The sequence below is a fragment of the Pseudomonas sp. NFACC04-2 genome (assembly GCF_900119265.1).
Lineage (GTDB): Bacteria > Pseudomonadota > Gammaproteobacteria > Pseudomonadales > Pseudomonadaceae > Aquipseudomonas > Aquipseudomonas fluorescens_AA.
This window is the reverse complement of record NZ_FPJC01000020.1, coordinates 80,033-97,392: the sequence shown is the minus strand read 5'-3', so window position 1 is coordinate 97,392 and position 17,360 is coordinate 80,033. Positions and strand designations below refer to the sequence as shown.

31 protein-coding genes are annotated in these 17,360 nt (G+C 55.5%); all 31 read left to right on the top strand.

Annotated elements, in window-relative coordinates; genetic code table 11:
- On the top strand, nt 1–1,146 hold a 1,146-nt coding region (tuf, locus tag BT125_RS22675), incomplete at its 5' end, for an elongation factor Tu (protein ID WP_072410523.1).
- Between the two features lie 155 nt (nt 1,147–1,301).
- Nucleotides 1,302–1,613: a 30S ribosomal protein S10 gene (gene rpsJ, locus BT125_RS22670; protein WP_003186070.1), complete on the top strand. Its 312-nt coding sequence runs from the start codon at nt 1,302–1,304 to the stop codon at nt 1,611–1,613.
- An 80-nt stretch (nt 1,614–1,693) separates the two neighbouring features.
- Nucleotides 1,694–2,329 carry a 50S ribosomal protein L3 gene (gene rplC, locus BT125_RS22665; protein WP_003186059.1) on the top strand — a complete coding sequence of 212 codons (636 nt, stop codon included), beginning with the start codon at nt 1,694–1,696 and terminating at the stop codon, nt 2,327–2,329.
- 12 nt (nt 2,330–2,341) lie between these two features.
- The gene (gene rplD, locus BT125_RS22660; RefSeq protein WP_003186057.1) at nt 2,342–2,944 is read left to right on the top strand and encodes a 50S ribosomal protein L4; all 603 of its coding nucleotides are present in this window, start codon (nt 2,342–2,344) and stop codon (nt 2,942–2,944) included.
- Nucleotides 2,941–3,240 (top strand): 50S ribosomal protein L23, encoded by a 300-nt coding sequence (gene rplW, locus BT125_RS22655; protein WP_002555488.1) that lies wholly within the window; start codon nt 2,941–2,943, stop codon nt 3,238–3,240. Before rplD ends, rplW begins: the two co-directional genes overlap by 4 nt.
- A 14-nt stretch (nt 3,241–3,254) precedes the next feature.
- Entirely contained in the window at nt 3,255–4,079 is an 825-nt protein-coding gene (gene rplB, locus BT125_RS22650; RefSeq protein ID WP_003186055.1) for a 50S ribosomal protein L2, read from the top strand.
- A gap of 16 nt (nt 4,080–4,095) precedes the next feature.
- The gene (rpsS, locus tag BT125_RS22645; protein ID WP_002555486.1) at nt 4,096–4,371 is read left to right on the top strand and encodes a 30S ribosomal protein S19; all 276 of its coding nucleotides are present in this window, start codon (nt 4,096–4,098) and stop codon (nt 4,369–4,371) included.
- 11 nt (nt 4,372–4,382) lie between these two features.
- Nucleotides 4,383–4,715, top strand: a complete 333-nt coding sequence (gene rplV / locus BT125_RS22640) for a 50S ribosomal protein L22 (RefSeq protein WP_003103908.1) — start codon at nt 4,383–4,385, stop codon at nt 4,713–4,715.
- Nucleotides 4,716–4,728: 13 nt separating this feature from the next.
- Nucleotides 4,729–5,415, top strand: a complete 687-nt coding sequence (gene rpsC, locus BT125_RS22635) for a 30S ribosomal protein S3 (RefSeq protein ID WP_003176422.1) — start codon at nt 4,729–4,731, stop codon at nt 5,413–5,415.
- Nucleotides 5,416–5,427: 12 nt separating this feature from the next.
- On the top strand, nt 5,428–5,841 hold the full coding sequence (gene rplP / locus BT125_RS22630; RefSeq protein WP_025215754.1) for a 50S ribosomal protein L16: 414 nt from the start codon (nt 5,428–5,430) through the stop codon (nt 5,839–5,841).
- Complete coding sequence (gene rpmC, locus BT125_RS22625; RefSeq protein ID WP_002555481.1) at nt 5,841–6,032, top strand: 50S ribosomal protein L29; 192 nt, start codon at nt 5,841–5,843, stop codon at nt 6,030–6,032. The genes rplP and rpmC overlap by 1 nt, the downstream gene beginning before the upstream one ends.
- 2 nt (nt 6,033–6,034) lie before the next feature.
- Nucleotides 6,035–6,301 carry a 30S ribosomal protein S17 gene (gene rpsQ / locus BT125_RS22620; protein WP_003194644.1) on the top strand — a complete coding sequence of 89 codons (267 nt, stop codon included), beginning with the start codon at nt 6,035–6,037 and terminating at the stop codon, nt 6,299–6,301.
- A 23-nt stretch (nt 6,302–6,324) separates the two neighbouring features.
- Nucleotides 6,325–6,693 (top strand): 50S ribosomal protein L14, encoded by a 369-nt coding sequence (gene rplN, locus BT125_RS22615; protein ID WP_002555479.1) that lies wholly within the window; start codon nt 6,325–6,327, stop codon nt 6,691–6,693.
- Nucleotides 6,694–6,704: 11 nt separating this feature from the next.
- Complete coding sequence (gene rplX / locus BT125_RS22610; RefSeq protein WP_003186046.1) at nt 6,705–7,019, top strand: 50S ribosomal protein L24; 315 nt, start codon at nt 6,705–6,707, stop codon at nt 7,017–7,019.
- A 20-nt stretch (nt 7,020–7,039) separates the two neighbouring features.
- Nucleotides 7,040–7,579 carry a 50S ribosomal protein L5 gene (gene rplE, locus BT125_RS22605; RefSeq protein WP_003186044.1) on the top strand — a complete coding sequence of 180 codons (540 nt, stop codon included), beginning with the start codon at nt 7,040–7,042 and terminating at the stop codon, nt 7,577–7,579.
- 13 nt (nt 7,580–7,592) lie between these two features.
- Nucleotides 7,593–7,898, top strand: a complete 306-nt coding sequence (gene rpsN / locus BT125_RS22600) for a 30S ribosomal protein S14 (RefSeq protein ID WP_003186042.1) — start codon at nt 7,593–7,595, stop codon at nt 7,896–7,898.
- Nucleotides 7,899–8,109: 211 nt separating this feature from the next.
- Entirely contained in the window at nt 8,110–8,502 is a 393-nt protein-coding gene (gene rpsH, locus BT125_RS22595) for a 30S ribosomal protein S8 (RefSeq protein WP_017848802.1), read from the top strand.
- A gap of 12 nt (nt 8,503–8,514) precedes the next feature.
- Nucleotides 8,515–9,048, top strand: a complete 534-nt coding sequence (rplF, locus tag BT125_RS22590; protein WP_003186039.1) for a 50S ribosomal protein L6 — start codon at nt 8,515–8,517, stop codon at nt 9,046–9,048.
- Nucleotides 9,049–9,058: 10 nt separating this feature from the next.
- Nucleotides 9,059–9,409 carry a 50S ribosomal protein L18 gene (gene rplR, locus BT125_RS22585; protein ID WP_003186037.1) on the top strand — a complete coding sequence of 117 codons (351 nt, stop codon included), beginning with the start codon at nt 9,059–9,061 and terminating at the stop codon, nt 9,407–9,409.
- 3 nt (nt 9,410–9,412) lie between these two features.
- Nucleotides 9,413–9,913, top strand: coding sequence for a 30S ribosomal protein S5 (gene rpsE / locus BT125_RS22580; protein ID WP_003186035.1), 501 nt, complete (start codon nt 9,413–9,415; stop codon nt 9,911–9,913).
- Nucleotides 9,914–9,915: 2 nt separating this feature from the next.
- Nucleotides 9,916–10,092 carry a 50S ribosomal protein L30 gene (gene rpmD / locus BT125_RS22575; protein WP_003176408.1) on the top strand — a complete coding sequence of 59 codons (177 nt, stop codon included), beginning with the start codon at nt 9,916–9,918 and terminating at the stop codon, nt 10,090–10,092.
- A gap of 3 nt (nt 10,093–10,095) precedes the next feature.
- A complete protein-coding gene (rplO, locus tag BT125_RS22570; protein WP_003186032.1) occupies nt 10,096–10,533 on the top strand; it encodes a 50S ribosomal protein L15 in 438 nt (145 codons plus the stop codon).
- Nucleotides 10,534–11,862 carry a preprotein translocase subunit SecY gene (gene secY, locus BT125_RS22565; protein ID WP_003186029.1) on the top strand — a complete coding sequence of 443 codons (1,329 nt, stop codon included), beginning with the start codon at nt 10,534–10,536 and terminating at the stop codon, nt 11,860–11,862.
- 30 nt (nt 11,863–11,892) lie between these two features.
- The gene (gene rpmJ / locus BT125_RS22560) at nt 11,893–12,009 is read left to right on the top strand and encodes a 50S ribosomal protein L36 (RefSeq protein WP_002555468.1); all 117 of its coding nucleotides are present in this window, start codon (nt 11,893–11,895) and stop codon (nt 12,007–12,009) included.
- Between the two features lie 130 nt (nt 12,010–12,139).
- On the top strand, nt 12,140–12,496 hold the full coding sequence (gene rpsM, locus BT125_RS22555; RefSeq protein ID WP_003186020.1) for a 30S ribosomal protein S13: 357 nt from the start codon (nt 12,140–12,142) through the stop codon (nt 12,494–12,496).
- Nucleotides 12,497–12,526: 30 nt separating this feature from the next.
- Nucleotides 12,527–12,916, top strand: coding sequence for a 30S ribosomal protein S11 (rpsK, locus tag BT125_RS22550; RefSeq protein ID WP_002555466.1), 390 nt, complete (start codon nt 12,527–12,529; stop codon nt 12,914–12,916).
- Between the two features lie 18 nt (nt 12,917–12,934).
- Nucleotides 12,935–13,555 carry a 30S ribosomal protein S4 gene (gene rpsD / locus BT125_RS22545; protein WP_003176404.1) on the top strand — a complete coding sequence of 207 codons (621 nt, stop codon included), beginning with the start codon at nt 12,935–12,937 and terminating at the stop codon, nt 13,553–13,555.
- 22 nt (nt 13,556–13,577) lie between these two features.
- Nucleotides 13,578–14,579 (top strand): DNA-directed RNA polymerase subunit alpha, encoded by a 1,002-nt coding sequence (gene rpoA / locus BT125_RS22540; protein ID WP_003186012.1) that lies wholly within the window; start codon nt 13,578–13,580, stop codon nt 14,577–14,579.
- A gap of 42 nt (nt 14,580–14,621) precedes the next feature.
- Nucleotides 14,622–15,008 carry a 50S ribosomal protein L17 gene (rplQ, locus tag BT125_RS22535; RefSeq protein WP_003186009.1) on the top strand — a complete coding sequence of 129 codons (387 nt, stop codon included), beginning with the start codon at nt 14,622–14,624 and terminating at the stop codon, nt 15,006–15,008.
- 223 nt (nt 15,009–15,231) lie between these two features.
- The gene (locus tag BT125_RS22530) at nt 15,232–16,680 is read left to right on the top strand and encodes a catalase (RefSeq protein WP_072410521.1); all 1,449 of its coding nucleotides are present in this window, start codon (nt 15,232–15,234) and stop codon (nt 16,678–16,680) included.
- A gap of 157 nt (nt 16,681–16,837) precedes the next feature.
- Nucleotides 16,838–17,302, top strand: a complete 465-nt coding sequence (gene bfr / locus BT125_RS22525) for a bacterioferritin (protein ID WP_025215751.1) — start codon at nt 16,838–16,840, stop codon at nt 17,300–17,302.
- The last annotated feature ends 58 nt before the right edge of the window (nt 17,303–17,360 follow it).

Here is a 17,360-nt window from a genome sequence, read left to right as displayed (position 1 = left end):
ACCATCGGTCACGTTGACCACGGTAAAACCACGCTGACCGCTGCTCTGACCCGTGTCTGCTCCGAAGTTTTCGGTTCGGCCAAGGTTGACTTCGACAAGATCGACAGCGCCCCGGAAGAGAAAGCTCGCGGTATCACCATCAACACCGCTCACGTTGAATACGATTCGGCCGTGCGTCACTACGCACACGTTGACTGCCCAGGTCACGCCGACTACGTAAAAAACATGATCACCGGTGCTGCCCAGATGGACGGCGCGATCCTGGTTTGCTCGGCCGCTGATGGTCCGATGCCACAAACCCGTGAGCACATCCTGCTGTCCCGTCAGGTAGGCGTTCCGTACATCGTTGTCTTCCTGAACAAGGCTGACATGGTTGACGACGCTGAGCTGCTGGAACTGGTTGAGATGGAAGTGCGCGACCTGCTGAGCACTTACGACTTCCCAGGTGATGACACTCCAATCATCATCGGTTCGGCTCTGATGGCTCTGAACGGCCAAGACGACAACGAAATGGGCACCACTGCCGTCAAGAAGCTGGTGGAAACTCTGGACAGCTACATCCCAGAGCCAGAGCGTGCTATCGACAAGCCGTTCCTGATGCCAATCGAAGACGTATTCTCGATCTCCGGTCGCGGTACTGTTGTGACTGGTCGTGTTGAGCGTGGCATCGTCCGTATCCAGGAAGAAGTTGAGATCGTCGGTCTGCGCGACACTCAGAAAACTACCTGCACCGGCGTTGAAATGTTCCGCAAGCTGCTCGACGAAGGTCGTGCTGGCGAGAACTGCGGCGTCCTGCTGCGCGGCACCAAGCGTGACGACGTTGAGCGTGGCCAGGTTCTGGTCAAGCCAGGCACCGTCAAGCCGCACACCAAGTTCACCGCAGAAGTTTACGTTCTGAGCAAGGAAGAAGGCGGTCGTCATACTCCGTTCTTCAAAGGCTACCGTCCACAGTTCTACTTCCGTACAACTGACGTGACTGGTAACTGCGAGCTGCCAGAAGGCGTTGAAATGGTAATGCCAGGTGACAACATTCAGATGACTGTTACCCTGATCAAGACCATCGCGATGGAAGACGGCCTGCGTTTCGCTATCCGTGAAGGCGGTCGTACCGTCGGCGCCGGCGTTGTAGCCAAAGTCATCGAGTAAGTCTCTTTTAGAGTCAGCTTGATGAGTTGAAAAGCCCCCGCTTAGCGGGGGCTTTTTTATTGGGTTGACACCTACCAGGGGCGTCTATAGAATTGCGCCTCCTTTTAACGGGCGTATTGCGCCCGGTGGGAATAGCAGCCGGAGTCTGAAATCCAATGCAAAATCAGCAAATCCGTATCAGGTTGAAGGCTTTTGACCATCGCCTGATCGACCAATCCACCCAGGAAATCGTGGAAACCGCGAAACGTACTGGTGCTCAAGTGCGTGGTCCAATTCCACTGCCTACCCGTAAAGAGCGGTTCACCGTTCTGGTCTCCCCGCACGTCAACAAAGACGCGCGTGACCAGTACGAGATCCGTACTCATAAGCGCGTTCTGGACATCGTCCAGCCAACGGATAAAACCGTTGATGCTCTTATGAAGCTCGATCTTGCGGCCGGTGTGGAAGTGCAGATCAGCCTCGGCTAAGACTCGGTCTTAGTCGTGTAACGCTCTGAAATGGGCGGCCATAGCGGGTGAAAGCCCCGTACACTCATGAGGTTTACAACATGACTATTGGTGTAGTCGGTCGTAAATGCGGTATGACCCGTATTTTCACCGAAGAAGGTGTCTCCATTCCGGTCACGGTCATTGAGATCGAGCCGAATCGCGTCACCCAGTTCAAAACTGAAGAGACCGATGGCTATCGTGCAGTGCAAGTCACTGTCGGCGAGCGTCGTGCTTCGCGTGTAACAGCAGCTCAGGCTGGCCACTTCGCCAAGGCGAACGTTGCCGCTGGTCGTACCGTAATGGAATTCCGCCTTGAAGAAGGCGAGTACCAGGCCGGCGATCTGATCAACGCTGAAATCTTCGCCGCTGGCCAACTGGTTGATGTAACCGGTCAGTCCAAGGGTAAAGGCTTCCAGGGTACGATCAAGCGTTGGAACTTCCGCGGGCAAGATAACACCCACGGTAACTCCGTATCCCACCGCGTTCCAGGCTCTATCGGCCAGTGCCAGACTCCTGGTCGTGTATTCAAGGGCAAAAAAATGTCCGGTCATATGGGCGCTGAGCGCGTGACCGTGCAGTCCCTCGAAGTAGTGCGCGTGGACGCTGAACGCAATCTGTTGTTGGTCAAGGGCGCTGTTCCTGGCGCTACTGGCGGCAACTTGGTTGTACGTCCAGCAGCCAAGGCTCGCGGTTAAGGGGAAGCTGACATGCAATTAAATGTAAATGACGCTCAAGCGATCGAAGTTTCCGAACTGACATTTGGCGGCGAATTCAACGAGACGCTGGTTCACCAAGCAGTCGTGGCCTACATGGCCGGCGGCCGTCAAGGTAGCAAGCAGCAAAAGACCCGTTCCGACGTTTCCGGTGGCGGCAAGCGCCCATGGCGTCAGAAAGGTACTGGCCGTGCTCGTGCCGGTACTATCCGTAGCCCAATCTGGCGTGGCGGCGGTACCACTTTCGCAGCTCGTCCTCAGGATCACTCCCAGAAGCTGAACAAGAAGATGTACCGCGCAGCAATGCGTTCCATCCTTGCTGAGCTGGTGCGTACTGATCGTCTGGTCGTGGTTCAGGACTTCGCTGTTGAAGCACCGAAAACCAAAGATCTGCTGAACAAGCTGAACGGCATGGGCCTGACTGACGTCCTGATCGTGTCTGACGCTGTTGATCAGAACCTGTACCTGGCTGCTCGCAACCTGCCACACGTCGACGTTCGTGACGTGCAGGGTTCCGATCCGGTCAGTCTGATCGCATACGACAAGGTGTTGATCACCGTGTCGGCCGTGAAGAAATTCGAGGAGCTGCTGGGATGAACCAGGAACGCGTATTTAAAGTTCTGCTTGGCCCGCACGTTTCCGAGAAGGCTACGGTTCTGGCAGACAAGAAAGGCCAGTTCGTTTTCAAGGTTGCTACCGACGCAACCAAGCTGGAAATCAAGAAGGCCGTCGAAAGCCTGTTCAGCGTGAAAGTAGAGCGCGTGACTACCCTGAACGTTCTGGGTAAAAGCAAGCGCACTGCTCGCGGTCTGGGCAAGCGTAATGACTGGAAGAAGGCAGTTATCTCCCTTCAGCCAGGCCAAGATCTCGATTTCAGCAGCAGTGCTGAGTAAGGAAGGGGTGCATCATGGCAATCGTTAAATGCAAACCGACTTCCCCTGGCCGCCGTTTTGTGGTCAAGGTGGTCAACCAGGAGCTGCATAAAGGCGCTCCTCACGCACCGCTGCTCGAGAAAAAATCGAAGTCTGGTGGTCGTAACAACAATGGCCGTATTACCACTCGTCACATCGGTGGTGGTCATAAGCAGCATTATCGTCTGGTCGACTTCCGTCGCAACGACAAGGATGGCATCGCTGCCACCGTCGAGCGTATCGAATACGATCCAAACCGTACTGCTCACATCGCTCTGCTGCTGTACGCAGATGGCGAGCGTCGCTACATCATCGCCCCTAAAGGCGTGAGTGCTGGCGACCAGCTGATCGCAGGTGCCCTGGCACCGATCAAGCCGGGCAACGCTCTGCAACTGCGTAACATTCCAGTTGGTAGCACCGTACACGGCATCGAATTGAAGCCAGGTAAAGGCGCACAGATCGCTCGTTCCGCTGGTGCTTCGGCTCAGCTGATCGCTCGTGAAGGTGTCTACGTGACCCTGCGTCTGCGTTCTGGTGAGATGCGTAAAGTACTGGCTGAATGCCGTGCGACCCTGGGCGAAGTCTCGAACTCCGAGCACAGCCTGCGTTCGTTGGGTAAAGCTGGTGCCAAGCGCTGGCGTGGCGTTCGCCCAACCGTTCGTGGTGTTGCCATGAACCCGGTTGACCACCCACATGGTGGTGGTGAAGGTCGTACCTCTGGTGGTCGTCATCCGGTATCGCCATGGGGCTTCCCGACTAAGGGCGCGAAGACTCGTGGTAATAAGCGTACCGACAAAATGATCGTCCGTCGTCGCAAGTAAATAGAGGGATACGACAGTGCCACGTTCTCTGAAAAAAGGTCCTTTTATTGATCTTCACCTACTGAAGAAGATCGAAGTGGCGGCGGAAAAGAACGATCGCAAACCAGTTAAGACCTGGTCGCGTCGTTCGATGATCCTGCCACAAATGGTCGGTCTGACCATCGCAGTACACAACGGTCGCCAACACGTCCCAGTTCTCGTGAACGAAGACATGGTCGGCCACAAACTGGGCGAGTTCGCCGGTACCCGCACATACCGTGGGCACGTGGCTGACAAGAAAGCCAAGCGTTAAGGGGTAAGGAAATGGAAGTAGCCGCTAAGTTGTCGGGCGCTCGAATCTCCGCCCAGAAAGCCCGCTTGGTCGCCGACCAGATCCGCGGGAAGAAGGTGGGCGAAGCGCTCAACCTGTTGGCTTTCAGCAGTAAGAAAGCCGCCGAGATCATGAAGAAAGTGCTGGAGTCGGCCGTAGCCAACGCCGAGCATAACGAAGGCGCAGACGTTGATGACCTGAAGGTCAGCACCGTTTTCGTCAACGAAGGGCGTTCGCTGAAGCGCATCATGCCACGTGCCAAAGGCCGTGCTGATCGCATCGTCAAGCGGTCTTGCCATATCACTGTCAAGGTTGCTGACAAGTAACGGAGTCGAAGAGATGGGTCAGAAAGTACATCCCATTGGCATTCGCCTGGGAATCGTCAAGGAGCACACCTCCGTCTGGTACGCAGACGGTCGGACTTATGCGGACTACTTGTTCGCTGATCTGAAGGTGCGTGAGTATCTCCAAGACAAACTAAAAAGCGCGTCCGTAAGCCGTATCGATATCCATCGTCCGGCGCAGACTGCACGTATCACCATCCACACCGCTCGTCCAGGTATCGTTATCGGGAAGAAAGGTGAAGATGTTGAGAAACTGCGTCAGGACCTGACCAAGCAAATGGGTGTGCCTGTGCACATCAATATCGAAGAGATCCGCAAGCCGGAGCTCGACGGTATGCTGGTTGCGCAGAGCGTAGCTCAGCAGCTGGAGCGTCGCGTCATGTTCCGTCGCGCTATGAAGCGCGCTGTACAGAACGCCATGCGCATTGGTGCCAAAGGCATCAAAATCCAAGTGAGCGGTCGTCTCGGCGGTGCTGAAATCGCACGTACTGAATGGTATCGCGAAGGTCGTGTGCCACTGCACACCCTGCGTGCCGACATCGACTATGCCAACTACGAAGCTCACACCACCTACGGTGTGATCGGTGTAAAGGTTTGGATCTTCAAAGGCGAAGTAATTGGTGGTCGCCAAGAAGAACTGAAGCCACAAGCACCAGCGCCTCGTAAAAAAGCTGCTAAGTAAGGGGTACGCCAAATGTTGCAACCAAAGCGTACGAAGTTCCGCAAGCAAATGACCGGTCACAACCGTGGCCTGGCATTGCGCGGTAGCAAAGTCAGCTTCGGCGAGTTCGCGCTGAAGTCTGTTGCTCGTGGTCGTCTCACCGCTCGTCAGATCGAGTCAGCGCGTCGTGCTCTGACCCGTCACGTAAAACGTGGCGGCAAGATCTGGATCCGTGTATTCCCGGACAAGCCTATTTCCAAGAAGCCACTCGAAGTTCGGATGGGTAAAGGTAAGGGTAACGTCGAATACTGGGTTGCCCAGATTCAGCCAGGCAAAGTCCTGTATGAAATCGAGGGTGTAACTGAAGAGCTGGCGCGTGAGGCTTTTGCCCTGGCTGCTGCAAAGCTGCCGCTCGCCACCGCCTTTGTTAAACGGACGGTGATGTGATGAAAGCGAATGAACTTCGTGAAAAATCAGCACAGCAGCTGAACGAGCAACTGCTCGGCCTGCTGCGCGACCAGTTCAATCTGCGTATGCAGAAAGCAACTGGCCAGTTGGGGCAGTCTCATCTGCTCTCGCAAGTTAAGCGTGATATCGCTCGCGTGAAAACTGTGCTCAACCAGCAGGCAGGTAAGTAATCATGGCTGAAGCCGAAAAAACTGTCCGTACGCTGACTGGCCGTGTTGTCAGCGACAAGATGGACAAAACCATCACCGTTCTGATCGAGCGTCGCGTTAAGCACCCGATCTACGGTAAATACGTTAAGCGTTCGACTAAGCTGCACGCGCACGACGAAACCAATCAGTGCCACATCGGCGACAAAGTCACTATTCGTGAAACTCGTCCGATGGCCAAGACCAAGTCTTGGGCGCTGGTTGATGTTCTCGAACGCGCTGTGGAAGTCTAAGGGCTAGGGGTCGGAGAAATTATATGATTCAGACTCAATCCATGCTCGATGTGGCCGATAACAGCGGCGCTCGCCGTGTTATGTGCATCAAGGTGCTGGGTGGCTCCCATCGTCGTTACGCTGGTATCGGTGACATCATCAAGGTTACCGTCAAGGAAGCAATTCCTCGCGGTAAGGTGAAAAAAGGCCAAGTGATGACTGCTGTCGTAGTCCGCACTCGCCATGGCGTTCGTCGTGCTGACGGCTCCATCATCCGCTTTGATGGCAACGCTGCTGTTCTGTTGAACAACAAGCAAGAGCCGATCGGCACCCGTATCTTTGGGCCAGTGACCCGTGAACTTCGTACTGAGAAGTTCATGAAGATCGTCTCGCTCGCCCCAGAAGTGCTGTAAGGAGATCCGACATGCAAAAGATTCGTCGTGACGACGAGATCATCGTGATCGCCGGCAAAGACAAAGGTAAGCGCGGTAAGGTGCTGAAGGTTCTTGCTGACAACCGTCTGGTTGTTGGTGGTCTGAACCTGGTCAAGCGTCATACCAAGCCTAACCCGATGTCGGGCGTACAGGGCGGTATCGTCGAGAAAGAAGCGCCACTGCACGCTTCCAACGTCGCCATCTTCAACGGCGAAACCAACAAGGCTGACCGCGTTGGTTTCAAAGTAGAAGACGGTAAGAAAATTCGTGTCTTCAAGTCGACCCAAAAAGCGGTTGATGCTTGAACACTGCTAGGTAGAAGACCATGGCACGACTAAAAGAGATTTACCGGAAGGAAATCGCACCGAAACTTAAGGAAGAACTTAAGCTTTCGAACGTGATGGAAGTTCCGCGCGTTACCAAAATCACCCTGAACATGGGTCTGGGCGAAGCGATCGGCGACAAAAAAGTCATCGAGCACGCTGTTGCTGACCTGGAAAAGATCACCGGTCAGAAAGTCGTCGTGACTTACGCTCGGAAATCCATCGCTGGCTTTAAAGTCCGTGAAGGTTGGCCGATCGGCGTCAAAGTGACCCTGCGCCGTGAGCGTATGTACGAGTTCCTGGATCGTCTGCTGTCGATCTCCCTGCCTCGGGTTCGCGACTTCCGCGGCCTGAATGCCAAGTCCTTCGATGGTCGTGGCAACTACAGCATGGGCGTTAAAGAGCAGATCATTTTCCCGGAAATCGATTACGACAAGATCGACGCTCTCCGCGGTCTGGACATTACCCTGACCACCACTGCTCGGACGGATGATGAAGGTCGCGCACTGCTGCGCGCTTTCAAATTCCCGTTCCGCAACTGATTGGAGTAGGAAAATGGCCAAGAAGAGCATGAAAAACCGTGAGCTGAAGCGTCAGCTCACCGTTGCCAAGTACGCCACCAAGCGTGCAGCGCTGAAAGCTATCATCGTTGATCTGAACGCAAGTCCAGAAGCGCGTTGGGAAGCTACCGTAGCCCTGCAGAAGCAGCCACGTGACGCAAGCGCCTCGCGCATGCGTAACCGCTGCCGCCTGACTGGTCGTCCGCACGGCGTGTACCGCAAGTTCGGCCTCGGCCGTAACATGCTGCGTCAAGCTGCAATGCGTGGTGACGTTCCAGGTCTGGTTAAAGCCAGCTGGTAAGCACTGTCAAAGTCGCGGCGTTCGGGATCGCAAGATCCTGACCGTCGGTGACCTTGAACTTGAATCAAGCCCCTTTTGGGGCTTGATTCATTTGTGGGGTGTGTCTAGAATACCCGGCTCGCCTGAGCCCGTGTTTTTATTGCGCGGATGCGCTCGGCGACACGTACTAGCCGATAAGGCTAATTTTTTGTGTATTAGGAGCGTCTAGCCCATGAGTATGCAGGACCCGTTAGCGGACATGCTAACTCGTATCCGTAATGCCCAGATGGCTGAAAAGTCCGTCGTAAGCATGCCATCTTCTACGTTGAAGGTAGCTGTTGCCAAAGTCCTGAAGGACGAAGGTTACATTGCGGGTTATCAGATCAGCAGCGAAATCAAGCCTCTGCTGTCCATCGAGCTGAAGTACTTCGAAGGCCGTCCGGTCATCGAGGAAGTGAAGCGCGTTAGCCGTCCTGGCCTGCGTCAGTACAAGTCCGTCGAGGATCTGCCAAAAGTTCGTGGCGGCCTGGGCGTGTCTATCGTCTCCACCAACAAGGGTGTGATGACGGATCGTGCTGCGCGCGCTGCCGGTGTCGGCGGCGAAGTTCTTTGCACTGTGTTCTAAGGGGGGATAAGCATGTCACGCGTCGCTAAGAACCCCGTTAAGCTGCCAGCCGGTGTCGAAGTCAAATTCGCAGGCCAACAGCTTTCGGTGAAGGGTGCCAAGGGCACTCTGCAACTGAACATCCATTCGTCCGTTGAGATCGTTGAAGAAGCTGGTGAGCTGCGTTTCGCTGCTCGCAATGGCGATCAACAGACTCGCGCAATGGCTGGTACCACTCGTGCGTTGGTAAACAACATGGTCCAAGGCGTAAGCCAAGGCTTCGAGCGCAAGCTCCAGCTGGTCGGTGTTGGTTACAAAGCGCAAGCAAAAGGCACAGTGCTGAACCTGGCTCTTGGCTTCTCGCACCCAGTGGATTATGAACTGCCGGAAGGCATCACCGCTGAGACTCCTAGCCAGACCGATATCCTGATCAAGGGCATCGACAAGCAGCTGGTAGGTCAAGTGGCCGCCGAGATCCGCGACTTCCGTCCACCAGAGCCGTACAAAGGCAAAGGTGTGCGCTACGCGGACGAAGTCGTCCGTCGTAAAGAAGCCAAGAAGAAGTAGGGCATAGCAAATGACCGACAAAAAAGTTACTCGACTGCGTCGCGCTCGCAAAGCACGCCTGAAAATGCACGAACTCGAAGTCGTGCGTCTCTGCGTGTTCCGCTCGTCGCAGCACATCTACGCCCAGGTCATTTCGGCCGACGGCAACAAAGTCCTGGCAAGTGCCTCGACTTTGGATAAAGAACTGCGTGATGGCGCCACTGGCAACATCGACGCGGCCACTAAGGTTGGCCAGCTGGTCGCTACGCGTGCTAAAGCCGCTGGCGTCTCGCAGGTGGCTTTCGACCGCTCTGGCTTCAAGTACCACGGCCGCGTCAAGGCGCTGGCTGATGCTGCTCGTGAAGCTGGGCTGGAGTTCTAAGTTATGTCAAATAACGACCAAAAGCGCGACGAAGGCTACATCGAGAAGCTGGTTCAAGTTAACCGCGTAGCCAAAACCGTTAAAGGCGGCCGTATCTTCACTTTCACTGCGTTGACCGTAGTGGGTGATGGTAAAGGCCGTGTTGGCTTCGGCCGTGGCAAGTCGCGTGAAGTGCCTGCTGCGATCCAGAAGGCAATGGAAGCTGCTCGCCGCAACATGATCCAGGTTGATCTGAACGGCACCACTCTGCAGTACGCAATGAAGTCCGCCCATGGCGCTTCGAAGGTGTACATGCAGCCTGCTTCTGAAGGTACCGGTATCATCGCTGGCGGCGCTATGCGTGCTGTCCTCGAGGTTGCTGGCGTTCAGAACGTTCTGGCCAAGTGCTACGGCTCGACTAACCCGGTAAACGTGGTTCACGCCACTTTCAAGGGTTTGAAAGCAATGCAGTCTCCTGAATCCATTGCCGCCAAGCGTGGCAAAAGCGTCAAGGAGATCTTCTGATCATGGCTACCGTAAAAGTAACGCTGATCAAAAGCATGACCGGCCGCATCCCTAACCACAAACTGTGCGTTAAGGGTCTGGGTCTGCGTCGCATCGGTCACACTGTAGAAGTCCAGGATACTCCCGAGAATCGCGGGATGATCAACAAGGCTTACTACATGCTGCGTGTCGAGGGTTAATCGATGAAACTCAATGATCTGAGTCCAGCGCCGGGTTCCCGTCGCGAAAAGCATCGTCCGGGCCGTGGTATCGGTAGTGGTTTGGGCAAGACCGGTGGCCGTGGCCACAAAGGTCAGACCTCCCGCTCCGGTGGCACCATTGCTCCAGGCTTTGAAGGCGGCCAACAGCCGCTGCATCGTCGCCTGCCGAAGTTCGGTTTCGTTTCCCTGAAAGCCATGGATCGCGCAGAAGTGCGTCTGTCCGAGCTGGCCAAAGTGGACGGCGACATCGTCACCGTGCAGTCCCTGAAGGATGCCAACGTGATCAACCAGAACGTACAGCGTGTGAAAATCATGCTGTCGGGCGAAGTTGCTCGTGCTGTCACCATCGGAAAGGGAATCGGCGCCACCAAAGGTGCGCGTGCGGCTATCGAAGCAGCTGGCGGCAAGTTCGAGGAATAAATGGCTAAGCAAGGTGCTCTCTCTGCGCTCGGCAAAGGCGGTATGTCTGAACTCTGGGCTCGTCTGCGTTTTCTGTTCCTGGCGATTATCGTCTACCGAATAGGCGCACACATCCCGGTTCCAGGTATCAACCCGGACCGACTCGCGGACCTGTTTCGACAGAATGAGGGGACCATTCTTAGCTTGTTCAACATGTTTTCCGGCGGCGCGCTGGAGCGGATGAGCATCTTTGCACTGGGGATCATGCCGTACATTTCGGCATCGATCATCATGCAACTGATGAGCGCCGTCAGCCCGCAGCTGGAGCAGTTGAAGAAGGAAGGTGAAGCTGGCCGTCGCAAGATCAGCCAGTACACCCGCTACGGCACTGTCGTCCTCGCTCTCGTTCAGGCCATTGGCATGTCCATTGGCCTGGCGGGGCAGGGCGTTTCGTTCACTGCTGATTTCAGCTTTCATTTCGTTGCGGTAACCACGTTTGTGGCGGGCGCGATGTTCATGATGTGGCTGGGTGAGCAGATTACTGAGCGTGGTGTTGGCAACGGTATCTCGATGTTGATCTTCGCAGGTATCGTCGCCGGTCTTCCGAGAGCGATCGGGCAGTCTTTCGAGTCTGCGCGTCAGGGTGATATCAACATTTTCGCCCTGGTTGCCATCGGTTTGTTGGCAGTAGCGATTATCGGTTTCGTGGTGTTCATTGAGCGTGGTCAGCGGCGAATCGCTGTTCACTACGCCAAGCGTCAGCAGGGCCGCAAGGTGTTTGCTGCGCAGACCAGCCACTTGCCGTTGAAGGTGAACATGGCCGGCGTTATTCCGGCTATTTTCGCGAGCAGCATTTTGCTGTTCCCGGCTTCGTTGGGTGCCTGGTTCGGCCAGTCTGAAGGTATGGGCTGGTTGCAGGACATCTCGCAGTCGATCGCTCCTGGTCAGCCGTTGAATATTCTGCTGTTTAGTGCAGGGATTATTTTCTTCTGCTTCTTCTATACGGCGTTGATGTTCAATCCGAAAGACGTAGCGGAAAACCTGAAGAAGTCCGGTGCCTTTATTCCGGGCATCCGTCCAGGTGAGCAGTCTGCGCGCTACATTGATGGCGTTTTGACTCGCTTGACCATGTTCGGTGCTCTTTACATGACGGCCGTCTGTCTGTTGCCCCAGTTCCTGGTGGTTGCGGCAAACGTACCGTTCTACCTTGGCGGGACCTCGTTGCTGATCGTGGTCGTGGTTGTGATGGACTTCATGTCCCAAGTACAATCGCACCTCGTTTCGCACCAGTACGAATCCCTGATGAAGAAAGCCAACCTGAAGGGCTACGGCAGCGGCATGTTGCGCTGAGTAGCGTCCATAAGGTTCGAGGAGTTGGTGATGAAAGTTCGTGCATCGGTGAAAAAGCTGTGCCGCAACTGCAAGATTATTCGCCGCGAAGGTGTTGTTCGGGTAATTTGCAGCGCGGAACCGCGTCACAAACAGCGCCAAGGCTGAGTGTGATTGTGCTTTAAGCCCGGCAGCTAGTGCGCTGCCGGGTTGATTATTTGTTATTACAGCGATATTATCTCGCGCCCTATTTCTTGGCTTCCGGGGCGTAGGTAGCTGTCAATTGGAGTCCCACTGAATGGCCCGTATTGCAGGCGTCAACATTCCAGATAACAAGCATACTGTTATCTCGCTGACCTACATCTATGGTGTTGGTCGCACTACTGCACAGAAAATTTGTGCGGTGACTGGGGTCAACCCAGCGGCAAAGATCAAAGATCTGAGCGACGAGCAGATTGAACAGCTGCGTGGCGAAGTGGCGAAGTTCACCACTGAAGGTGACCTGCGTCGCGAAATCAACATGAAAATCAAGCGCTTGATGGACCTCGGTTGCTATCGCGGTCTGCGTCATCGTCGTGGTCTGCCAGTACGCGGTCAGCGTACCAAGACCAACGCGCGTACCCGTAAAGGTCCGCGTAAGCCGATCCGCAAGTAATCGCCCCAGCGAATCGACAGGAATTTAATCATGGCAAAACCTGCTGCTCGTCCTCGTAAAAAAGTTAAAAAGACAGTGGTTGATGGCATCGCCCACATCCATGCTTCTTTTAACAACACCATCGTGACCATTACCGACCGTCAAGGTAACGCTCTTTCCTGGGCTACCTCCGGTGGTTCGGGTTTCCGCGGTTCCCGCAAGTCCACCCCGTTCGCTGCTCAAGTAGCTGCTGAGCGTGCTGGTCAAGCTGCGCTGGAATACGGCCTGAAAAACCTCGACGTCAACGTCAAGGGTCCAGGTCCAGGTCGTGAATCCGCAGTCCGCGCTTTGAACGGCTGTGGCTACAAGATCGCCAGCATCACCGACGTGACGCCAATCCCGCACAACGGGTGCCGTCCGCCGAAGAAGCGCCGCGTGTAATCCAGGAGATTGTAAAGAATGGCTCGTTACATTGGTCCAAAATGCAAACTCGCTCGTCGCGAAGGCACCGATCTTTTTCTGAAGAGCGGCGTGCGCGCGATCGAATCGAAGTGCAACATTGAAGCAGCACCTGGTATCCACGGCCAACGCCGCGGTCGCCAGTCCGATTACGGCACCCAACTGCGTGAAAAGCAGAAGGTCCGTCGTATCTACGGCGTTCTCGAGCGTCAATTCAGCGGCTACTACAAAGAAGCAGCTGGCAAGAAAGGCGCAACCGGCGAAAACCTGTTGCAACTGCTCGAATGCCGTCTGGACAACGTTGTATACCGTATGGGTTTCGGTTCTACTCGTGCCGAATCCCGTCAGCTGGTATCGCACAAGTCGATCAGCGTTAACGGTCAGACCGTAAACGTTCCGTCCTACCAGGTTCGTGCTGGTGACGTGGTTGCTGTTCGCGAGAAAGCAAAGAACCAACTTCGCATTGTCCAAGCTCTCGATCTGTGTGCCCAACGTGGCCGCGTAGAATGGGTAGAAGTAGACACTGAGAAGAAGTCGGGCGTTTTCAAGAACGTTCCTGCTCGCAGTGATCTGTCCGCCGACATCAACGAAAGCCTGATTGTCGAGCTCTACTCCAAGTAAGGGCTAGAAAATAGGTGCATCCATGCAGATTTCGGTAAATGAGTTCCTGACACCCCGCCATATTGATGTGCAGGTTGTCAGTCCAACCCGCGCCAAGATCACACTCGAGCCTCTCGAGCGTGGTTTCGGCCACACCCTGGGCAACGCGCTGCGCCGCATCCTGTTGTCCTCAATGCCCGGCTGTGCAGTAGTCGAGGCCGAGATTGACGGTGTGCTCCATGAGTACAGCGCCATCGAAGGTGTACAGGAAGACGTAATTGAAATCCTGTTGAACCTGAAAGGTCTGGCTATCAAGCTGCACGGTCGTGACGAAGTTACGCTGACCTTGTCGAAGAAGGGTTCGGGGGTGGTTACCGCTGCCGATATTCAGCTGGATCATGATGTCGAGATCGTTAACCCCGATCACGTAATCGCTAACCTGGCGTCTAACGGCGCCCTGAACATGAAGCTCACCGTAGCTCGTGGTCGTGGTTATGAACCGGCAGACTCGCGTCAGAGCGATGAAGACGAAAGCCGCAGCATCGGTCGCTTGCAGCTTGACTCTTCGTTCAGCCCAGTTCGCCGTATCGCATACGTGGTGGAAAACGCCCGTGTCGAACAGCGTACCAACCTGGACAAGCTGGTTATTGATCTGGAAACCAACGGTACCCTGGATCCTGAAGAGGCTATCCGCCGTGCTGCAACCATCCTGCAACAGCAGTTGGCTGCGTTCGTCGACCTCAAGGGTGACAGTGAGCCAGTGGTTGTCGAGCAGGAAGACGAGATCGATCCGATCCTGCTTCGCCCGGTTGACGATCTGGAACTGACTGTACGTTCGGCTAACTGCCTTAAGGCGGAAAACATCTACTACATCGGCGACCTGATTCAGCGTACCGAAGTAGAGCTGTTGAAGACTCCGAACCTTGGCAAGAAATCCTTGACTGAAATCAAGGACGTTCTGGCCTCCCGCGGTCTGTCCCTCGGCATGCGCCTCGACAACTGGCCGCCTGCAAGTCTTAAGAAGGACGACAAGGCGACTGCCTGATCGTCGTAATCACCGAACGTTGTGTTTGGTAAGGAATGAACCATGCGTCATCGTAAAAGTGGTCGTCACCTGAGCCGCACCAGCTCGCACCGCAAGGCCATGTTCCAAAACATGGCGGTTTCGCTGTTCGAGCACGAGCTGATCAAAACTACACTGCCGAAAGCCAAAGAACTGCGTCGCGTTGCTGAGCCGCTGATCACTCTGGCCAAGACAGATAGCCTGGCTAACCGCCGTCTGGCTTTCGACCGTACTCGTTCGAAAGCTATCGTTGGTAAGCTCTTCAACGACCTGGGCAAGCGTTACGCTACCCGTGAGGGTGGCTACCTGCGCATCCTCAAGTGCGGTTTCCGCGCTGGCGACAATGCGCCTATGGCGTACGTCGAGTTGGTTGATCGTGCTACCAGCGGTGAAGCTGTATCCGCTGAGTAAGTCGGCAACAAACGAAAAACCGGGCCTTGTGCCCGGTTTTTTGTTGCCTGCTGAAAAGTGCCAAGACCGTTTCGCCTGGTTGGGCTATCGGCAAGTCTTCAGCGTTAGATAATGACTATCGATGTCCATGATTTAATGAATTTGGATACTGTCACTAACATGATCAATACTCCTTTCCAGCCGATTAGCCGGCAGTTTGAAGACCGACCTAGGAAGATTGAGCATGAGCCAGATCAAAACGCTTACGACCGCCAGCGGCGCTCCTGTCGCCGATAACCAGAACTCTCGTTCCGCCGGCCCGCGCGGCCCGCTGCTGCTCGATGATTTTCATTTGATCGAAAAGCTTGCTCACTTCAACCGCGAGAACATTCCCGAGCGTCGCGTGCACGCCAAAGGGTCGGGGGCCTACGGCATCTTTACCGTCACCCAGGACATCACCCAGTACACCAGCGCCAAGTTGTTCGAGTCGATCGGCAAGCAGACGCCCACCTTCCTGCGATTCTCCACTGTGGGTGGCGAGCGTGGTTCGGCCGACACTGAACGCGATCCGCGGGGGTTCGCCCTGAAGTTCTACACCGAGGAAGGCAACTGGGACATCGTCGGCAACAACACCCCGGTCTTCTTTATCCGTGATCCGTTGAAATTTCCGGATTTTATCCACACCCAGAAGCGTCTGCCGCAAAGCAACCTGAAAAGTGCCCAGGCGATGTGGGATTTCTGGTCGCATTCGCCCGAGGCGCTGCATCAGGTCACCATCCTGTTTTCCGACCGTGGCATTCCGGATGGCTACCGCCATATGCACGGCTTCGGCAGCCACACCTACAGCCTGATCAACGCACAGGGTGAGCGGCACTGGGTGAAGTGGCACTACAAGACCCTGCAAGGCATCAAGAACCTCGCGCCGGCAGAAGCGGCACGCCTGGCGGGTACCGACCCGGATTATGCCCAGCGCGACCTGTTCGAGGCTATTGAACGTGGTGACTTCCCGAGATGGCGTGTCTGCATCCAGATCATGAGCGAGGCCCAGGCCGCGGCCCATTACGAGAATCCGTTCGACGTGACCAAGACCTGGTCGCAGAAAGAGTTTCCGTTGATCGAAGTGGGTGTGCTCGAGCTCAACCGCAACCCGCTGAATTACTTCGCTGAAGTCGAGCAGGCGGCGTTTGGCCCGAGCAACATGGTGCCAGGGGTTGGTCTCTCGCCGGATCGCATGCTGCAGGGCCGTGTCTTCGCCTACGCCGATGCGCACCGCTACCGTGTGGGCACCAATCACCAGCAATTGCCGGTGAATGCGCCACGTAGCCCGGTCAACACTTACCAGCGCGACGGTGCCATGGCGTTTGGCAGCAATGGCGGGGCGGCACCGAACTACGAGCCTAACAGCTATGTGGAGGCACCGAAGCAGGCGCCGCGTTATGCGGAGCCGGCCCTGGCCCTCAGTGGCGCGGCGGATCGTTACGATCATCGCGAAGACACGGACTACTACAGCCATGCCGGTGCGTTGTTCCGTTTGATGAGCGACGAGCAGAAAGCGTTGCTGATCAGCAATATCGCCGGTGCGATGGCCGCTGTATCGGCGGATGTCGTTGACCGACAGCTCCAGCATTTCTTCAGGGCGGACGCCGCTTATGGAGAAGGTATCGCAAAGGCGTTGGGCGTACAGCTTAACTAAGTCTAAACGAGAAGCAGAACCGCCCTCATTTGGGCGGTTTTTGCGTTATTTAGCCCGGTTTTCTCGGATTTTCTTCGCTTTTATTGCGATGAACGAGTGACCTCTCCGTCAGGTTGGTTCAAACTAGAGCCTTCAAAGCTTGTGGAGATGTAGGGCGATGCAAGGTCACCCAGATGTAATCGATTACCTCAACACGTTGCTGACAGGCGAACTGGCAGCCCGTGATCAATATTTCATCCACTCGCGGATGTACGAGGACTGGGGTTTCACCGAGCTCTACGAACGTATCAACCATGAGATGGAAGAAGAAGCCCAGCACGCCGATGCATTGATGCGCCGGATCCTGATGCTCGAAGGCACGCCGCGGATGCGTCCGGATGACTTGGACATCGGCACCACCGTGCCCGATATGCTCGCCGCCGACTTGCGCCTGGAATACAAAGTGCGCGCTGCCCTCTGCAAAGGCATCGAACTTTGCGAGCAGCACAACGACTATGTGACCCGCGAGATCCTGCGTATCCAACTCAACGACACTGAAGAAGACCATACCTACTGGCTCGAGAAGCAGTTGGGTCTGATCAAGCTGATCGGGTTGGAGAACTACCTGCAATCGCAGTTCTAATCGCGATAGTTGTGGGAGCGAGCAAGCTCGCTCCCACAGAAGAAAAGCAAAAGCCCCT